Annotated in this window: 17 protein-coding genes and 2 rRNA genes; 11 read left to right on the top strand and 8 right to left on the bottom strand. The window is 41.3% G+C overall.

Annotation, left to right across the window (positions count from 1 at the left end):
* Nucleotides 1–8: 8 nt before the first annotated feature.
* The gene (coaBC, locus tag AC1M85_RS12345; RefSeq protein WP_035269682.1) at nucleotides 9–1,274 is read right to left on the bottom strand and encodes a bifunctional phosphopantothenoylcysteine decarboxylase/phosphopantothenate--cysteine ligase CoaBC; all 1,266 of its coding nucleotides are present in this window, start codon (nucleotides 1,272–1,274) and stop codon (nucleotides 9–11) included.
* Nucleotides 1,275–1,389: 115 nt separating this feature from the next.
* Between coaBC and radC the strand changes: the two genes are divergently transcribed.
* Nucleotides 1,390–2,076: a RadC family protein gene (gene radC, locus AC1M85_RS12350; RefSeq protein WP_035269684.1), complete on the top strand. Its 687-nt coding sequence runs from the start codon at nucleotides 1,390–1,392 to the stop codon at nucleotides 2,074–2,076.
* A 103-nt stretch (nucleotides 2,077–2,179) separates the two neighbouring features.
* Nucleotides 2,180–3,091, top strand: a complete 912-nt coding sequence (locus AC1M85_RS12355; RefSeq protein ID WP_035269686.1) for a bestrophin family protein — start codon at nucleotides 2,180–2,182, stop codon at nucleotides 3,089–3,091.
* Between the two features lie 64 nt (nucleotides 3,092–3,155).
* Here AC1M85_RS12355 and AC1M85_RS12360 read toward each other — a convergent pair whose 3' ends face one another.
* Nucleotides 3,156–4,010 carry a PHP domain-containing protein gene (locus AC1M85_RS12360; RefSeq protein WP_488213169.1) on the bottom strand — a complete coding sequence of 285 codons (855 nt, stop codon included), beginning with the start codon at nucleotides 4,008–4,010 and terminating at the stop codon, nucleotides 3,156–3,158.
* Between the two features lie 44 nt (nucleotides 4,011–4,054).
* Here AC1M85_RS12360 and AC1M85_RS12365 point away from each other — a divergent pair, with 44 nt between their 5' ends.
* Genes AC1M85_RS12365 through mnmC form a run of 4 tightly spaced genes read left to right on the top strand, consistent with a single transcriptional unit; the run spans nucleotide 4,055 to nucleotide 7,376 of the window.
* Complete coding sequence (locus AC1M85_RS12365) at nucleotides 4,055–4,669, top strand: inner membrane-spanning protein YciB (RefSeq protein WP_488213170.1); 615 nt, start codon at nucleotides 4,055–4,057, stop codon at nucleotides 4,667–4,669.
* A gap of 31 nt (nucleotides 4,670–4,700) precedes the next feature.
* The gene (locus tag AC1M85_RS12370; protein WP_488213171.1) at nucleotides 4,701–5,003 is read left to right on the top strand and encodes a YciI family protein; all 303 of its coding nucleotides are present in this window, start codon (nucleotides 4,701–4,703) and stop codon (nucleotides 5,001–5,003) included.
* 1 nt (nucleotide 5,004) lies between these two features.
* On the top strand, nucleotides 5,005–5,439 hold the full coding sequence (locus tag AC1M85_RS12375; RefSeq protein ID WP_488213878.1) for an SH3 domain-containing protein: 435 nt from the start codon (nucleotides 5,005–5,007) through the stop codon (nucleotides 5,437–5,439).
* A gap of 32 nt (nucleotides 5,440–5,471) precedes the next feature.
* Nucleotides 5,472–7,376 carry a bifunctional tRNA (5-methylaminomethyl-2-thiouridine)(34)-methyltransferase MnmC2/FAD-dependent 5-carboxymethylaminomethyl-2-thiouridine(34) oxidoreductase MnmC1 gene (gene mnmC, locus AC1M85_RS12380; protein ID WP_488213172.1) on the top strand — a complete coding sequence of 635 codons (1,905 nt, stop codon included), beginning with the start codon at nucleotides 5,472–5,474 and terminating at the stop codon, nucleotides 7,374–7,376.
* A gap of 48 nt (nucleotides 7,377–7,424) precedes the next feature.
* Here the strand turns inward: mnmC and AC1M85_RS12385 are convergent, their stop codons facing one another.
* Nucleotides 7,425–7,736: a rhodanese-like domain-containing protein gene (locus tag AC1M85_RS12385; RefSeq protein ID WP_180000521.1), complete on the bottom strand. Its 312-nt coding sequence runs from the start codon at nucleotides 7,734–7,736 to the stop codon at nucleotides 7,425–7,427.
* A 91-nt stretch (nucleotides 7,737–7,827) separates the two neighbouring features.
* Between AC1M85_RS12385 and AC1M85_RS12390 the strand changes: the two genes are divergently transcribed.
* Together AC1M85_RS12390 and AC1M85_RS12395 are read left to right on the top strand one after the other, a co-directional pair.
* Entirely contained in the window at nucleotides 7,828–8,316 is a 489-nt protein-coding gene (locus AC1M85_RS12390) for a YajQ family cyclic di-GMP-binding protein (protein WP_035269703.1), read from the top strand.
* A gap of 28 nt (nucleotides 8,317–8,344) precedes the next feature.
* On the top strand, nucleotides 8,345–8,845 hold the full coding sequence (locus tag AC1M85_RS12395) for a DUF4442 domain-containing protein (protein ID WP_035269707.1): 501 nt from the start codon (nucleotides 8,345–8,347) through the stop codon (nucleotides 8,843–8,845).
* Between the two features lie 72 nt (nucleotides 8,846–8,917).
* Here the strand turns inward: AC1M85_RS12395 and AC1M85_RS12400 are convergent, their stop codons facing one another.
* The 3 genes from AC1M85_RS12400 to AC1M85_RS12410 form a co-directional block, all read right to left on the bottom strand.
* Complete coding sequence (locus AC1M85_RS12400) at nucleotides 8,918–9,286, bottom strand: acyl-CoA thioesterase (RefSeq protein ID WP_218945426.1); 369 nt, start codon at nucleotides 9,284–9,286, stop codon at nucleotides 8,918–8,920.
* 80 nt (nucleotides 9,287–9,366) lie between these two features.
* The gene (gene trxC, locus AC1M85_RS12405; RefSeq protein ID WP_488213173.1) at nucleotides 9,367–9,792 is read right to left on the bottom strand and encodes a thioredoxin TrxC; all 426 of its coding nucleotides are present in this window, start codon (nucleotides 9,790–9,792) and stop codon (nucleotides 9,367–9,369) included.
* Nucleotides 9,789–10,688 carry an alpha/beta hydrolase gene (locus AC1M85_RS12410; protein WP_488213174.1) on the bottom strand — a complete coding sequence of 300 codons (900 nt, stop codon included), beginning with the start codon at nucleotides 10,686–10,688 and terminating at the stop codon, nucleotides 9,789–9,791. The genes trxC and AC1M85_RS12410 overlap by 4 nt, the downstream gene beginning before the upstream one ends.
* Nucleotides 10,689–10,811: 123 nt before the next feature.
* Between AC1M85_RS12410 and AC1M85_RS12415 the strand changes: the two genes are divergently transcribed.
* The 3 genes from AC1M85_RS12415 (at nucleotide 10,812) to AC1M85_RS12425 (ending at nucleotide 13,255) form a co-directional block, all read left to right on the top strand.
* Nucleotides 10,812–11,147: a protein tyrosine phosphatase family protein gene (locus AC1M85_RS12415; RefSeq protein WP_035269714.1), complete on the top strand. Its 336-nt coding sequence runs from the start codon at nucleotides 10,812–10,814 to the stop codon at nucleotides 11,145–11,147.
* A complete protein-coding gene (locus tag AC1M85_RS12420; RefSeq protein ID WP_488213175.1) occupies nucleotides 11,140–11,565 on the top strand; it encodes a protein tyrosine phosphatase family protein in 426 nt (141 codons plus the stop codon). The genes AC1M85_RS12415 and AC1M85_RS12420 overlap by 8 nt, the downstream gene beginning before the upstream one ends.
* A 316-nt stretch (nucleotides 11,566–11,881) precedes the next feature.
* A complete protein-coding gene (locus AC1M85_RS12425) occupies nucleotides 11,882–13,255 on the top strand; it encodes a dihydrolipoyl dehydrogenase (RefSeq protein ID WP_488213176.1) in 1,374 nt (457 codons plus the stop codon).
* 114 nt (nucleotides 13,256–13,369) lie between these two features.
* Here the strand turns inward: AC1M85_RS12425 and rrf are convergent.
* A 5S ribosomal RNA gene (gene rrf / locus AC1M85_RS12430) occupies nucleotides 13,370–13,484 on the bottom strand.
* A 180-nt stretch (nucleotides 13,485–13,664) separates the two neighbouring features.
* Nucleotides 13,665–16,556, bottom strand: a 23S ribosomal RNA gene (locus tag AC1M85_RS12435).
* Nucleotides 16,557–16,815: the final 259 nt, after the last annotated feature.

A 16,815-nucleotide genomic window follows, 5' to 3' on the forward strand; every position in this document is an offset into this window, starting at 1 on the left:
TCCTACATTTAAACAGGTCGTTTTTCTTGATGTAATGCATCATGGATAGCTTCAACCAATTGTTGTGCAATTTCTTGCTTTGAAGCTTTTTCAAGATCACGTTTTTCCATTTCATATTGTTCAGCAAAAAACACAGTCATCGCATTTTCATCTGAAGCAAAACCAATATCCGCTCTTGAAACATCATTGCATGCGATCATATCTAGTTTCTTAGCCACCAATTTACCTGCGGCATATTCTTCAACATTACGCGTTTCAGCTGCAAAACCGACCATAAATGGACGTTTGTCTTGCAAAGCTATCGTCGCCACGATATCAGGATTTTTAACAAGAGAGACAGCTAACTCATCACCAGCTTTTTTGATTTTATGTTCCGCAACTTCTGCAACACGATAATCCGCTACGGCAGCTGTCGCAATAAATACATCACATCCTGTTTCCAACTGATTCATGCTTAAATCAAGCATCTGTCTCGCTGAAGATACATTTAAACGCTTCACCCCATTCGGTGTATCTAAACTGACAGGACCCGCGATCAGTGTCACCTCAGCACCTGCTGAATAACATGCAGCAGCAATAGCAAACCCCATTTTTCCAGTGCTGTGATTTGAAATATAGCGCACTGGATCAATTGCCTCTCGAGTTGGACCTGCGGTAATCGTCACTTTTTTACCCGCCAGCAAGCCAAATTTTTCTGCAATTGCACGCTGCGCTTTATGGAAATATTCTCGTACCTGTTCAGCTAAATCTTCAGGCTCAGGCATACGTCCTAATCCAACATCGCCACACGCTTGAGAACCCGCCTCAGGCATAATGACATGCACACCATCATCGACCAAAGTACTCAAATTGCGCTGTGTTGCTTTAGCCGCCCACATTTGTTGATTCATGGCTGGTGCGATCCAAACAGGTGCTTTTGTTGCCAAATAGAGTGTACTGAGTAAATCATCCGCTAGTCCGCAAGCAAATTTAGCAATACTGTCACAACTGGCAGGAGCGACAAGCACCAAATCCGCCCATCGTGCTAATTCGATATGCCCCATTCCAGCTTCAGCTTCTGTATCTAGAAGTTCAGTATGTACTGGATTACCCGACAATGCTTGAAAGGTAAGCGGCGTAATAAAAGCTTGGGCACCTTGAGTCATTACAACTCGGACATTAAATCCGTAATCTTTAAGTCGGCGTACTAAGATGGCACTTTTATAAGCAGCAATACCACCAGTAACAGCAAGAATAATATTTTTATTGGAGAACACACTAAGATCAAAACTCAAGATCACGTCACCTTTTTATTGCAGTGGCGCTCACAATAGCATTAAATATTCTGCCACCCAAGATATACCTTGGTGAATATTCAAAAGTTAAAATAATTTAAAACAGTGAATAATAATGAATAATTCGATCAAACAATGGCCCGAACAAGAACGACCTCGAGAAAGATTACTCCGCCAAGGTGCTCATAGCCTCTCTGATGCAGAACTCCTCGCCATCTTTTTAAGATCAGGATCTCAACAACATTCTGCGGTCGAATTAGCAAGATTGATGTTGCAACATTTTGGAAGCTTAAATGCAGTGTTTGATGCATCGATAGACGAAATTCGCATGTTCCATGGCATGGGAGACACTAAATACTCTCAATTGATGGCTGTAAAAGAGCTTGGACGGCGTTACTTGCAACATCAATTGAACCAACAAATTGATTTAAGTCGCTCTGATTTAATTCAAGATTATCTTCGCTATGAACTTATTGGCGAATCTCAAGAGATTTTCGCGGTACTCTGTTTAGATGCAAGGCTCAGAAAAATTAATTTTAAAAAATTATTCTTTGGTTCTACTAACCACTGTGCAGTTTCAATTAATCAGTTTATTCGACATATCATCCACACTCAGGCGAGTGCTGTGATTATTGCACACAATCATCCTTTAGGAATTCCTCAGCCCTCAATTGACGATATCAATTTGACGAAATCTTTAAGTAGAGCTTGCAATTTAATTGAGGTTAAATTACTCGATCATGTCATCATTTCCACCGAAGGCAGCTACTCTTTTATGGAGCACCAACTGATCCGAGAATAAGTCTATAAATTACAGAATAAAATTGCTCGAAGTTTCCATTTTTTATCATTGACAATACTCGCTGAACTAGTGAAGATCATAGAAAAATGAAAGATTGATTTACATGATTGTTCGTGATCAAACCGATACGCTAAAACTATTATTTTCATGGCGTGGAACCATCTTACCGAAGGTATTACCTCCACTTGGAATCGTTATGCTGATTTCAGCAATCGTGGGGGGAATTGAATATATAAATCTCTATAGATTCCCTGAAATTCCTTTGGTTGGGTTTACACTGATCGGAGTAGTATTGTCGATTTTTTTAGGTTTCAAAAATTCGGCATGTTATGACCGTTGGTGGGAAGCGCGTAAATTATGGGGAAGCTTAATCGCCAATGCTCGACATTTCGATCGAGACTGCCGGATCTTGCCGCAAGGTCGTCGTGAACGTGTAATTCAGCATATGATTGTTTTTGCTAACGTACTGCGTGACCGTCTTCGTCATCAAACAGTCAGTCCCGATGCTTTGCATCAAACCAGTGGCATGAGCCCACAAGCTTTAACTCAACTTTACCAGCAAGCCAATGCACCACAATACACATTAAGTTTGATTCAATGGGAGTTGATGCAGTCACTGAAAGAAGGCGAAATTTCAGACATTATTTATACACAAATGAACCAACATGTAACTGAATTAAGTTTGGTTCAAACAGGCTGTGATCGTATTGCTACAACTCCTTTACCTTATGCTTATTCAGTACTCTTAAACCGCACCGTTTATTTTTTCTGTTTTATGCTTCCATTTAGTTTAGGCTCGGTGCTCGGTTTGGCGACGCCACTTTTAGTCGGTATTTTAGCATATACGTTTTTGGGGCTTGATGCGCTCAGCTCTGAAATAGAAGAGCCTTTTGGTACGCAAAGTAATGATCTTCCACTCGATGCCATGGTTCGTACAATCGAGATTGAACTACTCGGGACTTTAGGAAAACCAACTCCTCCACCGATCCAAGCCCAAGATCACAACTTACTTTGATTCATGACAACTTAATGTCTGATCAACGCCTAAAATTCTCTTATCCGTTGTTATAAGAGAGTTTCTATACAATAAAACTTTCCCAGATGCCAACCTGTCCCTCTTTCACTTGAGGGATATTCCCCAATTTTATCCATGGCATATTATCTCCATGGAAATCACTTCCAACTGATACTTTAAGCCCAAATTCGGCAATCATTCGGTCTACCATTTGTCGCGTCGAGGTAGGCTCAATCGCAGGTGGCAACTCAACTGCGTCGCCTCCGTAACGTGCAAATATTTCAATCAAATAACGAATGTTCGTCGCAGATAAATCATAACGGGTAGGATGTGCCAAAACAGCAAACCCTTGAGCCTCATGAATTACACGTATCGTTTCCGCCAGACCAAGTCCTTCAAACTGAACATAAGCTTTTTTACCTTCCTTGATATATTTGTCAAAAGCTTGTTGCGGACGTGAAACATGACCCTTCTCGACCAGCGTCTTCGCAATATGGGTTCGTGTCACACGATCAGGTATACCCTCGACCTTCGCAACCACATCCGCGTAAATATCCTCTCCAATAAGAGGCTTCAACAATTCACAGATGAGTTGAGCACGTTCAGCTCGAATTATCTTTTGTTGTTCTAGTAGCTTATGCAAAGGATCAGGTGATTGCATATTCAGTGCGACCACATGCACACCATAACTTTTTTTGGTCGAAGGTCTAGACCACTGACTTGAAATTTCCACACCTGAAATAATTTGAATTGGTTGATTTTTTGCAACTTTTTCAGCCAAAACCAAACCATCCATGCTATCGTGGTCAGTCAGTGCAAGGGTATGTATCCCTTTTTCGAGCGCAGCTTGAACCAGTAACTCTGGCGACAAAGTTCCATCAGAAATATTACTATGTGTGTGTAAATCTACGCCTTGCATCTTTTATACTAACCCATCCACCTGAACTGCATAGATACTTTAACATGAAAGCACTTTTAGACTTTGTGCCACTCATAATTTTCTTTTGGCTTTACAAAACTGTCGATCCCAAAGATAACAATCACCCTTTACTGCAATGGATCGGCTCTGCAGGTGGCGTCGATAATAACCATATTCTCGTTGCTACAACGGGCTTAATCATTTCTATGCTCGTGGTCTACGGTGCATTATTTGTCCGCCAAAAATTTCATCTCGATAAACAACAATGGATTGTTTTATTTATGACGGTGATTTTTGGTGGGATTACTCTCATGTTGAGTGATGATTTTTATATTCGTCTCAAAGCAGCGATCTTGAATTTTGTATTTGCTAGTGCTTTCTTAATTTCACCTTATTTTGGTAAAGACCGCAAACCTCTCATTCAACGCTTATTTGGTCCTATTTTAAATTTAACACCGCAGGGATGGAAAAATTTAAACTATGCTTGGGCCGCGATGTTTGTTGGTATGGCATCATTGCATATTTTCTTTGCTTTCGTGTTCATGGATGGAAAATATTGGGGTGAATTTACTGCTTTTGGTGACATGATTGTGATGTTTTCATTTATCATTATTCAATTCATCATTTTACGAAAACACTTTAAATCTGCAGAAGAATAATCGTGTTGAAAGAGGATATAGAGATTTCGCCATGCCCTTATTTGTAGTGACGTGTACCGACCAAGAAGGTACTGTTGAAAAACGCTTAGCAACACGCCCACAACACCTTGCACGCCTTGAAAAACTGGCTGAGGAAGGTCGCGTAATCGTCGCTGGCGCGATGCCAAAAGATGGTAATAACCCACAAGCTGGATTTTATGGCAGCACCCTTATTTTAGATTTTGAAAGCCGTGAAGCGTTAGATGAATGGTTAGCAGATGAGCCTTTTTTAAAAGAAGGTATTTATGCCAGCATTGACGTAAAACCTTTTAATAAAGCATTACCACATGAATAAGATGATGAATTTGACACGCTCTGCTCTTTTCATCAGTTTTGCATTGGTATCTTCAGCTTGGGCTGAACCCGCAGCAACTACTGCTGCACCAGCGAATCCAGCTGCACAGTTTCAGCCAGCAACAGCTACGCCTGCAAAGCCACTTACAGCTGAACAAATTGCACGAAATAAAGCGCTTCAAGAAGCAAAAGTAAAGGCTTTAGTCAAAGACCAAGCAACACGTCTCCAACAGCTTGAAAAAGCAAACCTAGAAGCTTTAGCACAGAATCAAGAATTACAACTAAAAAATGATAATTTAGGTGTACAAATTCAGGTGCTTCAAAGTGAACGTAGTGCTCAAATGTTTTTGTACGGTGCAGCAACAATGGCTGTCGGTATTTTTGTCGGCTTTATTATTGCCAGTTACATCTATACAAAACGACGTCGTCAGTGGTAAACCACTGACACGCTTTTCAAAGGTTTCAAATTTTGACTCAGGCCATTCAAACTGCTGATCTCGATTGGCAACTCGTTGATGGAATCGATATTCCAGTTTCTAAAATTTTCGGTGATGTTTATTTTTCAAAAGCCAATGGCCTTCTTGAAACGCGTCATGTCTTTATCAATGGTAATGATCTACATGAACGCCTATCGGACTTAAAACCATTTGAACATTTCACAGTCGGAGAAACTGGCTTCGGCACGGGTTTAAATATCCTCACCCTTTGGCAACTTTGGCAATCAATTCGTCCAAATAATCATAGTCAACTGCATGTCATTACGGTGGAAAAGTTTCCACTGAGCAAGGCTGATCTGATCCGAGCTTTAAATGCTTGGCCTGAACTGAAACATTTATCAGATCAACTCATTGCCCAATATCCACTGCCGATTGCAGGATGCCACCGCCTTCATTTTCCAGATGAGCGTTTTAGTATTGATATTTGGTTAGGTGATGCACATGATGTTTTTCCAGCCATTGCCAAAACTAGCACTGTCAATGCATGGTTTTTAGATGGATTCGCTCCTGCCTGCAATCCTGATATGTGGGAAGAACAAATTCTGAATCAAATTATTCGACTATCTGATATTGGAACTACTTTTGCCTCTTTCAGTGTTGCTGGCATCCTCAAAAGAGGATTAAAAAAACACGGCGTGAAAATTACACGCCCAAAAGGGTTCGGACACAAACGTGAAATGCTAAAGGGAGTTTTACTGCCTTTAGACGAAGAGGCTGAAAAAAGTGAGCTCTCTCCCGAAGATTACCAATACAAACCACACTCAAGTTCTCAACGCCGTATAGGCATTGTAGGCGCTGGAATTGCGGGTTTAAGTTGTGCCTATGCCTTTGCATTAAGAGGTCACCGCGTCAGCCTATTTGACCGCCATGAGCTATTAAGTGGCGCGTCAGGAAATCCTCTGGCTTTATTGAATCCCAAGCTCTGTCCAATAGAACAAAGTGCCAATCATTTGATGACATTAGCATGGCAACATGCGATGAACCATTATTCAAAATTTAAAGCCTTTGACGAAGCACAAGTCCATCAAATCCCTCTTAAACACGTTGATGAACTTCTCGATCTTGCAAATCAATATCCAGAAAACATACTCGAAGCAAATTCTGCCGCTGAAAACAGCCTGTTCAACCAAGCATTCCTCACCCTGAAACAGGCTGGAACAATCAGACCGCATGATTTGGCTAAAGAAATTTTATCGAATGAACTGATCGAATTTCAGCAAGCAACAATCAAATCGTGGCATCTACTTGCCAATCATCAAGTCGGTATAACAGATCATGTTGGACAACAATATCAATTTGACCATGTGATTATTTGTTGTGCCCGTGAAAGTATGAATCTTTTTGATGATTTCCCGATTTTAAAACCAATACGTGGTCAAGTTAGCTGGTTTAACCATGTTTCATCCACACAGTTCAAGAAACATGAAGCATATAGCTATGGTGGCTACTGTATGCCTTTAAATGATCATCAAATCATTTTAGGTGCTTCTTTTTACCCTAATCGAGATGATCAAGATGTTCTTGATGAAGATCATGAACATAACTACAGGTTACTTGCAGATTTCGCACCAGATATTGCTGCACAATTTCCTGACCATCATTCTTGGCATGGTAGAGCTTCTGTTCGTGCACAAAGTCAGGATTATTTTCCGCTTTTAGGTCAGGTTGAATCTGATACTGAAATTTATACACTCTCAGGTTTGGGCTCTAAAGGCTTTTTATTTGCTCCTTTGTGTGCTGAAATTCTAGTGGCTCAAATCTTAAAAACAGCATGCCCTGTATCTGAAACTTTACTCAATAAACTCAATGTTCATCGATTTAGAAAGAAAATAAGAATAAAGAAGCCATATTTTCAGGCTAAAACTCAATCACCATGATTTATTGAAACTAAAAAAGCGCCATAAGGCGCTTTTTTTCAACCATGATTAACCTTGCTCTAAAGGTAATCCTGCCTCACGAGCAGCACGAGTACCACCCATTAAGACCACATATTCACGTGAACTATCAAAGCCTTCTAATAGTTCTGCAGCACGTGGTGCTTTACTTCCGCCGCCACATAAAATGTAAATCGGTTGATCCGCTGCAACTTGAGTCAGACTATCTGCTGAAAGTGTGGAAATCGGTTGGTTCACCGCTCCTTTCACATGTGCTTCAGCATAAGCACTTGTATCACGTACATCCCAGATAATCGCGTCAGCTGGGAACTCAAATGTTGTAATTTCTTGTTTACGGATCATTGCGCACTCCTTTGATGTAAACAACACTTGGCAAATGAAGAAAACATCCCTAGCATCTCAGATATTCTTTCTATTTGTAAAGGTCTAAACTATGCCATCTTTCGATATTGTTTCAGAATTAGAGATTTTTGAAGTAAATCATGCAGTTCAAAACACACAAAAGGAAATCGGAACGCGTTTCGACTTCCGTGGTCAAGACGTTTCGATCGAATTAAACGAAAAAAATAAAGAAATTAAGATCTCGACTGAAAGTGACTTCCAATGTGAGCAAGTTTACAACATGCTGGAAAATCACTTTTATAAACGTAAAGTCGACGTTCAAGCACTAGATCCGCAAAAAATGACAGCATCTGGCAAAAATGTCATTCAAGTGATTAAACTTAAAGACGGTCTTGACTCTGATACAGCAAAAAAAATTAATAAAGCCATTAAAGAAAGTGGTATCAAAGTGCAATCTTCTATTCAGGGCGATAAAATCCGAGTCACTGACAAGAAGCGCGATACATTACAACAAGTTATGGCGTTCTTAAAAGAACAACAATTCGGTATCCCACTTCAATTTAACAACTTCAAAGACTAATCTCTTTGCTCCATCATAGGAACTGATCATGGCAAAAGGCAATCGTTTATCTAAGTTAGTAAAAGCGACATCTAAGTTTCCACAAGGTATCCGTAGTACTTTGTGGAGCAAAGCTTTTGGCCGTGTCGTTCCAATGGTGGGAACCGCTAAATTACGTTATCTTGAAGTTAGTCATGCTAAAGTTGTCGTTAAAATCGAAAACCATAAAGCAATGCAAAATCATATTGGTCAAGTGCATGCATGCGCAATGGCGCTGATCGCTGAAACAGCTACAGGCTTTGTTACGGGCATGAATGTACCCGATACCTCAATCGTATTAATAAAAAGCTTAAAAGTAGATTTCAAACGCCCATCTAAAGGTGCGATGACTGCAGTCGCTACATTGACTGATGATCAACAAAAACAGATGCAAGAGTCTGAAAAAGGTGAAACCCTTGTCAAGGTGATTGTGACAGATGAATCTGGCGAAGAGCCAATTCAATGTGAAATGCTCTGGGCTTGGATTGCAAAATCTCAACTTAAGCAATAAAGCTCATGATCATATTGATCCTAAAAAAGTTTCCCTAATAAAAAACCCCAACGATGTTGGGATTTTTTATGATTAGATGCTTAGAGATTCTTGAAACTTTTGTTTAACATCATCTGGAATCTGGCGTTTTGCCCCTTTCACATCCACCGCAACAAAAGTGAAAACACCTTCTGTCACTCTTTTCGCTGGACGTGAAGAGTCGTGACTATCCCATACTTCAATTTGCATTTGAATTGAGGTATTTCCGAGCTTTAAAATTTTAGTATAACAACTAATGACATCACCCACCTTAACAGGCACAAGGAATGTCATTTGATTAATTGCAATGGTTGCACAGCGACCTTTTGTATAACGCTCTGCATGAATAGCTCCAGCCAAATCCATTTGTGAAACAATCCAACCACCAAAAACATCCCCACTCCAGTTGGTATCTGCAGGCATAGCAATGGTTTGAAGGGATAATGTACCTTCTGGCTTAAGTTGAGAATCTGACACAGTCACTCCAAATATTGGCCTATTGGTTAAGCATTTAATTGCTGATTTAACCAATCTCGTAATTGATTTGCACGTAATGCACCACTTATTCTAGCAATTTCATTCGTTTTATTCATCAATACCAACGTTGGAATACTACGAACATGAAAGGCAGCACTTAAGCGCGGATTCGCTTCAGTATCTATCTTCGCAAAAACCACATGCGGATTTGATTTGGCTACTTCAGCAAAATGCGGTGCCATCATTTTACAAGGCCCGCACCATTCTGCCCAAAGATCAATCAATACTGGTAAATCACTGTTGGTAATAAAGTTACTAAAGTTTTGCTCATTCAGCTCAATAGCGGCAAGCGGAATCAAATGCTCATGACATTGACCACAATTCGGCTGAGATTGGATTTTATCTTCAGGTACTCGATTTTTTGCGCCACAAGATGGACAAACAACAATCATGAGTTTACTCCTCTATTTTGATCTAAGAATTCTAATTGAAGCTTGATTGCGCTTTCCATCCAATTTGCTTGATAAATATCAAAATGTGTCATATTCCACTCATGGTATTCCACATAAGGTGCCATATTGGTTGCAGTTTCACGACTAATCTCTATGGGAATAACTGCATCTTTCTTGGCAGCAATAAATAACACAGGAATTTTAATACTTCTTGCCGTAGTAATCGGTCGAAATCGTATGACGTCCAACATAGCTCTTGCAGGCACCTCACCGCTCCAATAATAGTTTGAATCAACGATCGACATATACCCTTGATAACTATCCTGACTCGGGTAAAAACTTAATGCATAAGGATGAACGACAGGCATTTTTTTTCCAACACGTCCAACTTTGGCTGCCATTAAATCCTGACTCGATAACTTTAAAGCCTGCGCCATATGTTGAATTGGATAAATTTTACTGCTGGCATTTCCGTCCACAAAGGGTACTTGCACTATTGCAGCCCGAATCCCATTTAACTCAGATGCAAGTTTTAGAACATATCCTCCACTCAGACCCGTTCCCCATAAGAAAAGGTGGTGTCCATCAACCAAAGGGAATAATTTGATATGCGCAATCACAGCATACCAATCTTCTAGCTGCTGACGGATAGAGACCATTTCTCGTGGTTTACCCGTACTTCCTCCCCAACAACGATAGTCAAAGAGTACAACTGCAAAACCTGATTGAGCAAAACGTTGCGCATATTGGATTAATTTGAATTGACGTAATCCTGCAAAACCATGCGCCATAATAAGCACAGGAGGTCTTTTAACTTTGACAGGCAAATAAAGGTCAGCAGCGATCAACTCATTTGCTTTTTGTACGTACAACGGCTCTACGGTGTAATCGTACATAGGTGCTCCATGCATATATTCATACGATTTTTATTTTAAATTTTTTGTGTCGATCAAAGCTCATATCTGAGCGAGATGCTATGATAGTAGCATAGTCTTTTAATTTATTTTGGGAGTGACGCAATGAGTGAAAATGTAGGTTTTGCTGGTCAAATTGGGCCAGAACATTTAGTTCAAGTTGTTGAAAAAGGATTTAAATCTGTGATTAATAATCGCCCCGATATGGAAGGTGGACCAGAACAGCCAACAAGTGCCCAAATTGAAGAAGCTGCACGCGCTCAAGGCTTAGATTATGTATATCAACCTGTAGTTGCAGGTCAAATTACTGAGCTTGATGTTCGTACTTTTGCAAATCATTTCAATGAGCTACCAAAACCAGTATTAATGTTCTGTCGTACGGGAAATCGCTCTAATAATCTCTACCAATTAGCAAAACAAATGGATTTGCTTGATGACTAAGATGTGGTTTAGATTCATCCTTTCCACCTTCATTTTTAGTATCGTAACACTAAGTCATTCAGCATCAGAACCGCTCAGTAAAGCACTTAATCCATCTGTGAGTGTATCGGGTCATATGACGTCTACAAAATTCAATGCCTTAATGCAGCAGGGATTTAAGTCTGTGATCGTTAACCGTCCTGATCAAGAATCAGGTAACGAAACAACTGCAAGTGAATTAAGAGCTTTAGCCGAAAAGTCTAAAATCAGTTTGATTTACCAACCTGTTATTTCAGGTCAAATAACAGATGCAGATGTTCATGAGTTTGCGAAGTATTACATTAGTCTACCTAAACCTATACTTTTAGTATGTAAGTCAGGTAGTCGTTCTACGTTACTATTTAATAAAGCAAATTCATTAGGACTCATTCATGAATAAAATTTGTATTGTATTATGTTGTTCGTTTCTTTTACTCGGTTGCACATCGATGAATGTAAAACCAACTGTTGGTGTGCATGCAGGTACATCATTATAAGATAAATGTATCTTATTCATTTTAAAGGCGCACAAGCGCCTTTTTCTTTCATCTTATTTCAATAACAACCATGAAAATACTTAGTTTTAAATAATACAAATTTTCAAAATATGGATATCACCAAAAGTTAAAGGTTTAAGTGTAATAAATTGAAAAAAAACCTTATTCATCGAAGTTTTTTTTATATAGTGAATTCAAATCATTCTTACTCAATACAATATGTACGATATCATTATTATTGGAGCTGGTACTGCTGGTATTTCAGCTTATAAAGAAGCCATTAAAACTACACAAAATATACTTATTGTGAACGACGGTCCGTGGGATACCACTTGTGCTCGAGTAGGTTGTATGCCGAGTAAAGTTCTAATTTCATCAGCTAATCTTGCCTATAATGCGAGAACTTCAGAACAACTTGGGCTAAAAATTTCTTCTCAAATTGACACTAAAGATGTTATGCAACATGTACAGCAATTACGTGATCGATTTACAAATGCAACACTGAAGGACGTTAATTCATGGCCTACAGCGCACAAAATTTCAGGTCGCGCAACATTTGTAAATGCAAACACAATCAATGTTAATAATAAGAAATACCAAGCTAAATCGTTCATTATCGCTGTTGGTTCAAGACCAACAGTAAATCAAGATTGGCAACAAAAACTTGGTCATTTATATTTAACTTCTGATCAAGTCTTTGAAATACCTACTTTACCAAAAAGTTTAGCTGTAATTGGAAGCGGTGTCATTGCAATCGAACTTGCACAAGCCATGCAGCGTCTAGGTGTGGAAACTACAGTTTTTGCTCGCAGTAAAAAAATTGGTTCATTGACTAGCCCAGACTTACAAACGCTTGCTCAAGAAATATTCTCAAAAGAATTAAATATCAAATATGAGATTTTACCCGAGCAGGTTGAGAAATTAGGCGAAGATAAGGTTCAAATTAACTTTATCGAAAATGGTAGCAATCAATCTATAGAAGTTGATTACCTATTATCTGCGACTGGTCGTACTACGAATTTAGATACGTTAAATATTCAGCATATAAATGATGAATTCATTGATCTAAAGAAATTACCTGTTGATCCAACCACTAAACAGCTTGGTGACTACCCCATTTACATTGTAGGTGATGCATTTACTGCAACGCCTATCCAGCATGAAGCGTCTTATGAAGGTAAATTGGCGGTTCATAATTGCCTCAATCAACATCAATCGAGTCAGAAAAAAAGTCTTACCCCATTGGGTATTATGTTTAGCTCACCAGAAATGGCAGGGATCGGCTCCAATTATCACACACTGCGTAAAGCCAATCATGAGTTTGTTACAGGTATCGTATCCTACGAAAAGCAAGGACGAGCGATTGTCAATGGACAAAATATTGGGGCTGTAGAGGTTTACGTCGATCGATACTCACGTAAACTTCTCGGAGCAGAATTTCTTTGTTATTCAGCAGAACATTTAGCACATTTGCTCGCTTGGGCTATCTCCAGTGATCTTACTGTTGATGAAATTCTAGATCACCCTTTCTACCATCCAACGCTAGAGGAAGGCCTAAGAACTGCGTTAAAACACGCTCGACGACAACTTTAATCTATTATTTGATACAAGGCCCTCTCATGAGGGCTTTTATTTTTATATCTTTAATTCATTCTTTACCGCATAAAAAAACACCCCCTTGTATTGAAGGGGGTGTTTAGAATAATGAGCTGGCGATGACTTACTCTCACATGGGTAACCCCACACTACCATCAGCGCTAAGAGGTTTCACTTCTGAGTTCGGGAAGGGATCAGGTGGTTCACTCTTGCTATTGTCGCCAGCACAACTGTTGTGACTTTGCTTGGGTCTTATTCGCATGTATTGTTTGCGTGCCTTTGCTTGGTCAAAGAAGTTATTAACAGCTATTTGAGTTGCTTTAATTTGTGCAGTTTAGCGTTTTATCTAACTAAATCAAGTTATTTGTCATGATTTGAACCACAACACCAACTGTTTGGGTGTTGTATAGTCAAGCCTCACGAGTAATTAGTATTGGTCAGCTTCATACGTCACCGTACTTCCACATCCAACCTATCAACGTTGTAGTCTTCAACGGCTCTTTAGAGGACATAAAGTCCTTGGGAAATCTAATCTTGAGGTAGGCTTCCCGCTTAGATGCTTTCAGCGGTTATCCCTTCCGAACATAGCTACCCGGCGATGCGACTGGCGTCACAACCGGTACACCAGAGGTTCGTCCACTCTGGTCCTCTCGTACTAGGAGCAGATCCTCTCAAATTTCCAACGCCCACGGTAGATAGGGACCGAACTGTCTCACGACGTTCTAAACCCAGCTCGCGTACCTCTTTAAATGGCGAACAGCCATACCCTTGGGACCTGCTTCAGCCCCAGGATGAGATGAGCCGACATCGAGGTGCCAAACACCGCCGTCGATATGAACTCTTGGGCGGTATCAGCCTGTTATCCCCAGAGTACCTTTTATCCGTTGAGCGATGGCCCTTCCATACAGAACCACCGGATCACTAAGACCTACTTTCGTACCTGCTCGACTTGTGGGTCTCGCAGTTAAGCGCGCTTTTGCCTTTATACTCTACGCGTGATTTCCGACCACGCTGAGCGCACCTTCGTACTCCTCCGTTACTCTTTAGGAGGAGACCGCCCCAGTCAAACTACCCACCAGACATGGTCCTCGCTCCAGATAATGGAGCAGAGTTAGAACCTCAATATTACCAGGGTGGTATTTCAAGGACGGCTCCATAGAAACTGGCGTTTCTACTTCAAAGCCTCCCACCTATCCTACACAAGTAAGATCAAAGTTCAATGTCAAGCTGCAGTAAAGGTTCACGGGGTCTTTCCGTCTAGCCGCGGGTACACCGCATCTTCACGGCGAATTCGATTTCACTGAGCCTCTGCTGGAGACAGCGCCGCCATCATTATGCCATTCGTGCAGGTCGGAACTTACCCGACAAGGAATTTCGCTACCTTAGGACCGTTATAGTTACGGCCGCCGTTTACTGGGGCTTCGATCAAGAGCTTCGCTTACGCTAACCCCATCAATTAACCTTCCAGCACCGGGCAGGCATCACACCCTATACGTCCACTTTCGTGTTTGCAGAGTGCTATGTTTTTAATAAACAGTTGCAGCGGCCTGGTTTCTGAGGCTGCCAGTAGCTCAAGGAGCAAGTCCTATCACCGCCGGCAGCGTACCTTCTCCCGAAGTTACGGTACCATTTTGCCTAGTTCCTTCAGCAGAGTTCTCTCAAGCGCTTTGGTCTACTCGACCTGACCACCTGTGTCGGTTTCGGGTACGATTCCTGTGTAACTGAAGCTTAGAGACTTTTCCTGGAAGTATGGTATCAGCCACTTCGCTAGTAAACTAGCTTGCTATCGATTCTCAGCATAGAGTACCCCGGATTTGCCTAAGATACATGCCTACAATCTTCCACCTGGACAACCAACGCCAGGCTGACTTAACCTTCTCCGTCCTCTCATCGCATTACACAGAAGTATTGGAATATTAACCAATTTCCCATCGACTACGCCTCTCGGCCTCGCCTTAGGGGTCGACTCACCCAGCCCCGATTAACGTTGGACTGGAACCCTTGGTCTTTCAGCGAACGGGTTTTTCACCCGTTTTATCGTTACTCACGTCAGCATTCGCACTTCTGATACCTCCAGCAGACTTCTCAATCCACCTTCATCGGCTTACAGAACGCTCCCCTACCACTTGCAATAAATTGCAAATCCGCAGCTTCGGTACATAGTTTTAGCCCCGTTACATCTTCCGCGCAGGCCGACTCGACTAGTGAGCTATTACGCTTTCTTTAAAGGGTGGCTGCTTCTAAGCCAACCTCCTAGCTGTCTATGCCTTCCCACATCGTTTCCCACTTAACTATGATTTAGGGACCTTAGCTGGCGGTCTGGATTGTTTTCCTCTTGACTACGGACGTTAGCACCCGCAGTCTGTCTCCCGGATAGTACTCATTGGTATTCGGAGTTTGCATCGGTTTGGTAAGTCGGGATGACCCCCTAGCCGAAACAGTGCTCTACCCCCAATGGTATTCGTCCGAGGCGCTACCTAAATAGCTTTCGGGGAGAACCAGCTATCACCAGGCTTGATTAGCCTTTCACCCCTATCCACAAGTCATCCCCTGGCTTTTCAACGACAGTGGGTTCGGTCCTCCAGTAAGTGTTACCTCACCTTCAACCTGCTCATGGATAGATCGCCTGGTTTCGGGTCTACACCCAGCAACTAAACGCCCTATTAAGACTCGATTTCTCTACGGCTCCCCTATTCGGTTAACCTTGCTACTGAATGTAAGTCGCTGACCCATTATACAAAAGGTACGCAGTCACCACACGAAGTGGCTCCCACTGCTTGTATGCATGCGGTTTCAGGATCTATTTCACTCCCCTCACAGGGGTTCTTTTCGCCTTTCCCTCACGGTACTGGTTCACTATCGGTCAGTCAGGAGTATTTAGCCTTGGAGGATGGTCCCCCCATATTCAGACAAGGTTTCACGTGCCCCGCCCTACTCGACATCATCATGTAAGCCCTTTCGTGTACAGGACTATCACCTACTATGGTTGCACTTCCCAGAGCATTCCACTAAAGCTTACATAACTTAATGGGCTTTTCCCCTTTCGCTCGCCGCTACTGAGGGAATCTCAATTGATTTCTTTTCCTACGGGTACTGAGATGTTTCACTTCCCCGCGTTTGCCTTGCAACACTATGTATTCATGTTGCAATACCTATCTTATGATAGGTGGGTTCCCCCATTCAGAAATCTCCGGATCACAGGATATTTGCCGCCTCCCCGGAGCTTTTCGCAGGCTATCACGTCTTTCATCGCCTCTGACTGCCAAGGCATCCACCACATGCACTTAATTACTTGACTATACAACCCCAAACAGTCGTTCGACCCTACAAGTAGATCGTTCAACATTACAGTTTGAAGTACTGTGTATCTAAACACTGTACAGCTTCAATTCAAATTCATATACCAAAACGCTTGATTCAGTTAATTTCGCTAGTTCTCATTTCAATCACTTCAACTTAATAACTTACGTTATCTCGTTTCCGCTCTTTCTATGAGTATGAACAAATTATTTCAACTCAAATATATGCTGTTAATGATTCACTACGTCTTCGTCAGA

It is taken from the genome of Acinetobacter sp. 24-47-64 (genome assembly GCF_057737055.1).